Here is a 3,631-nt window from a genome sequence, read left to right on the forward strand (position 1 = left end):
CACCGGCCCCCGCCGGCTGTGAAAGGAAGGGCCCCTTCTTGACGCCTCGTGTAGAGCAGGGGCCCCGATTAACACCAGGGGCCGGTTAACACCAGGCCGGCTCAGGGGCGGCTGGAGATCTGCTGCACCGCCCAGGCGTTGCCGTCCGGGTCGTCGAAGAAGACGAAACCGACGTTGTCCAGTGGGTCCGGCACCGGGCGGGGATTCTCCCCGATGACCTGGATCTCGCTCACCTCGACGCCGCGGTCGAGCAGCTCGGCGCGGGCCTTGTGCAGGTCCGGCACGACGAGTTGGAGCCCCTTGATCGACCCCGGCGGCATCTGCGGCACCACGCCCTTGCCGATCACGACCGAGCAGCCCGAGCCGGGCGGGGTGAGCTGCACGATCCGTGCCTCGTCGCCGATGACGGTGTCGTGGTCGACGACGAAGCCGAGCCGGTCGGCGTAGAACTCCTTCGCCCGGTCCAGATCGGAGACCGGCACGATCACCACTTCCAGCGTCCAGTTCATGGTTGTCCTCCTGATGTCGTCGCCAACAGCTCGGCGAGTCTGATGAAGCTTTCGGTGACGCCCCGGGCCATCGGGTACCGCAGAGTCGTGGCACGACCCTCGGGGCTGGCGAAACGCAGGGTGGTGGTGACGGTGGTCCGTCCGGCCAGTTCGGTGAAGTCGTGGCTGACCACGGTCTCCCCGGGGTACGACTGGTCGTCGAACAGCTCCGTGCAGACCAGGTGGCGCGGCGGGTCGACCGCCCGGTAGACCCCGCTCTGGCCCATCCGCTCCCCGCCGGGACCCTGCGACACGTACCGCCAGCGCCCGCCGACCCGGAGGTCCACCTCGCACTCGACGAGCCGCCAGCCGCGCGCGCCGTACCAGCGGACCAGCAACTCGGGCCGGGTGAAGGCGGCGAAGACCAGCCGCGCCGGTGCGTCGAACATCCGGCTCAGCACGATCTCCCGGTCTCCCGGGGTCTCGACCACGAGATGATCGTCGATCATGGTGCCTCGCCACCTCGCGGCCCGGGATCGTCCGCGGCACGCAGTTCGTCGAGGAGTTCGTCGAGCCGCTGGTAGCGCTCCGCCCAGTGGTCGCGGTACTCGGCGAGCCAGGCGGTGGCCTCCCGCAACGGGCCGGCCTGGAGACGGCACGGGCGCCGTTGGGCGACCCGGCCTCGGCTGATCAGGCCGGCCCGCTCCAGCACCCGCAGGTGCTTGGAGATAGCCGGCTGGCTCATCGCGAAGGGCGCGGCGAGTTCGGTGACCGTCGCCTCGCCGGCCGCCAGCCGGGCGAGGATGGCCCGCCGGGTCGGGTCGGCCAGGGCCGCGAAAGTGGCATCCAGATCCGTACGCACTGTTTATAACCTCTCGGTTCAATAACCAAGAGGTTCTTATCTGATCTGCGCACCCCGCGTCAAGCACCACGCACGACGGTGGCCCCGGCGATTTCGCTGGGGCCACCGCAGGTCCAGCTCAGCAGGCGTACGCCTCCAGCCGCTGCGCTCGCTCCGGGGCCCGCAGCTTGAGCAGCGTCACCTTCTCGATCTGCCGGATCCGCTCGCGGGACAGGCCGAACTCGCGGCCGACCTCGTCCAGGGTGCGCTGCCGGCCGTCGTCGAGCCCGAACCGCAGCCGGATGACCTCCTGCTCGCGCTGCGACAGGGTGGCCAGCACGATGCTCACCTCGTTGCGCAACTCGCCCCGGGCGGTGGCGTCGCCCGGCTCCGCGGACGGGTCGACGGCGGCGACGAAGTCACCCAGCGCGCTCTCGCCGTCCTCGCCGACGGCCTGGTCCAGGCTGACCGGCTCCCGGTCGTACGAGATCAGCTCGATCACCTGGAACTCCGGCACGTCCAGTGCCCGGGCGACCTCGGCGACCGTGGGTTCGCGGCCCAGCGACACCGCCAGCTCGCGGCGGGCGCGGACCATCCGGTTGACCTGCTCGACCATGTGCACCGGGATGCGGATGGTGCGGGCCTGGTCGGCCATGGCGCGGGTGATGGCCTGGCGGATCCACCAGGTGGCGTAGGTGGAGAACTTGTAGCCCTTGGTGTAGTCGAACTTCTCGACGGCGCGGATGAGGCCGAGGTTGCCTTCCTGGATGAGGTCGAGGAAGGCCATGCCGCGGCCGGTGTACCGCTTGGCGATGCTCACCACCAACCGGAGGTTGGCCTCCAGCAGGCGGTTCTTCGCGGCCCGACCCTGGCGGCCGACCAGTTCCAGGTCGGCCCGCAAGTCGGCCGAGACCGGGGTGCAGGTGGCCAGCTTCTCCTCGGCGAACAGCCCGGCCTCGATCCGCTTCGCCAGGTCGACCTCCTCGGCCGCGGTGAGCAGCTTTGTCCGGCCGATTCCGTTCAGGTACGCCCGGACCAGGTCCGTGGAGACGCCGCGCTCGTCGGTGGCGTCCAGGTCGGTCAGGGTGTCGACGCCGTGCTCGGTCTCGGTGCCGGCGTGCATCCGGTGCTCCATCATCTGCATGGCCATCTTGTCACTCCCCGTGTCCACGTCCGTGCCGTGTCGCTCCCCGGCCGAATACCTGCCGGTGACAAACAGCTTGGCGGTTGGGGCGTAAAACGGGAGTGAGGCGATCGGGGACCCGACAGCCTTTCGTCTACCGAGCGGGGGATTACCGGGCCGGTCGACACGGTCGGTGATGACACGCCAACACGGTCGGTAATCCAGGCCGCCCGGCGGTTCGACCGGTTCGACCGGTTCGGCTTGTCGGATCCGGTTACCGTGCCAGCGGTCGGCCACCGCGCCGACGTGGCCACGCCCCAGCGGGTGGGACGGGCGATCAAGCGATGGGGGCAGGCGTGGTCTTCAAGCGGCTCATGCAGGCGATGGGGGCCGGCGGTCCGGGGGTGGAGACGGTCCTGGCGAACCCGAACTGCCGTCCGGGCGGCCAGTTGGAGGGCACCATCGCGGTGACCGGAGGCGACCACGGGGTGGACATCTCGTACCTGGCTCTGGGGTTGTTCACCCGGGTCGAGGTGGAGAGCGGCGGCAACGAGTACGTGACCGACCAGGAGTTCCACCGGCAGCACGTCACCGGCGCGTTCCGGCTGGAGGCGGGGCAGCGGTACGACGTCCCGTTCCGGTTCGACGTGCCCTGGGAGACCCCGGTGACCCAGCTGTACGGGCAGCACCTGCGCGGGATGACCATGGGACTGCGTACGGAGTTGGAGGTGGCCCGCGCGGTCGACAAGGGTGACCTGGACGCGGTCGCCGTGCACCCGCTACCGGCCCAGGAACGCCTGTTGGCGGCGCTGCTGCGGCTCGGCTTCCGGTTCGCCCGGGCCGACGTGGAACGGGGGCACCTCTACGGCGTCCACCAGACGCTGCCGTTCTACCAGGAGATCGAGTTCTACCCCGCCCCGCAGTACGCCGGCAGGATGAACCAGTTGGAGGTCACCTTCATCGCCGGCCCCGGGCAGATGCAGGTGGTGCTGGAGTTGGACAAGCGCGGTGGGCTGTTCACCTCGGGCGGCGACGCCTTCGGCCGGTTCACCGTCGAGTACGCCTCGGTCGACCAGACCGACTGGGCGGCCCAACTCGACGCCTGGCTGCGCCAGTCCCTGCACCGCCGCGGCCTCTTCAGCTGACTGCCAGCACGGCGGGGTGGGGGCGGGTCAGAGG

General features: G+C 70.1%; 5 protein-coding genes. 1 reads left to right on the plus strand and 4 read right to left on the minus strand.

Features of this window, described 5'->3' with window-relative positions:
* Positions 1 to 101: 101 nt before the first annotated feature.
* From C1I95_RS32755 to sigB, 4 genes are all read right to left on the minus strand, one after another.
* On the minus strand, positions 102 to 509 hold the full coding sequence (locus tag C1I95_RS32755) for a VOC family protein (protein ID WP_111219846.1): 408 nt from the start codon (positions 507 to 509) through the stop codon (positions 102 to 104).
* Positions 506 to 997 carry an SRPBCC family protein gene (locus C1I95_RS32760; RefSeq protein WP_111219848.1) on the minus strand — a complete coding sequence of 164 codons (492 nt, stop codon included), beginning with the start codon at positions 995 to 997 and terminating at the stop codon, positions 506 to 508. Before C1I95_RS32760 ends, C1I95_RS32755 begins: the two co-directional genes overlap by 4 nt.
* Positions 994 to 1,350 carry an ArsR/SmtB family transcription factor gene (locus C1I95_RS32765; RefSeq protein WP_111219850.1) on the minus strand — a complete coding sequence of 119 codons (357 nt, stop codon included), beginning with the start codon at positions 1,348 to 1,350 and terminating at the stop codon, positions 994 to 996. The genes C1I95_RS32760 and C1I95_RS32765 overlap by 4 nt, the downstream gene beginning before the upstream one ends.
* 118 nt (positions 1,351 to 1,468) lie before the next feature.
* Complete coding sequence (gene sigB / locus C1I95_RS32770; protein ID WP_111219854.1) at positions 1,469 to 2,479, minus strand: RNA polymerase sigma factor SigB; 1,011 nt, start codon at positions 2,477 to 2,479, stop codon at positions 1,469 to 1,471.
* Positions 2,480 to 2,808: 329 nt separating this feature from the next.
* On the opposite strand from sigB, the gene C1I95_RS32775 reads away from it, so the two are divergent.
* Complete coding sequence (locus C1I95_RS32775; protein ID WP_111219852.1) at positions 2,809 to 3,597, plus strand: sporulation protein; 789 nt, start codon at positions 2,809 to 2,811, stop codon at positions 3,595 to 3,597.
* Positions 3,598 to 3,631: the final 34 nt, after the last annotated feature.

Origin of the sequence: Micromonospora craterilacus, from assembly GCF_003236315.1 — a bacterium.
Lineage (GTDB): Bacteria > Actinomycetota > Actinomycetes > Mycobacteriales > Micromonosporaceae > Micromonospora > Micromonospora craterilacus.

Excerpts from the sequence above, each read along its gene's own strand:
- sigB (WP_111219854.1), bottom strand. The coding sequence starts at position 2,479 with ATGGCCATGCAGATGATGGAGCACCGGATGCACGCCGGCACCGAGACC.
- C1I95_RS32755 (WP_111219846.1), bottom strand. The coding sequence starts at position 509 with ATGAACTGGACGCTGGAAGTGGTGATCGTGCCGGTCTCCGATCTGGAC.
- C1I95_RS32760 (WP_111219848.1), bottom strand. The coding sequence starts at position 997 with ATGATCGACGATCATCTCGTGGTCGAGACCCCGGGAGACCGGGAGATC.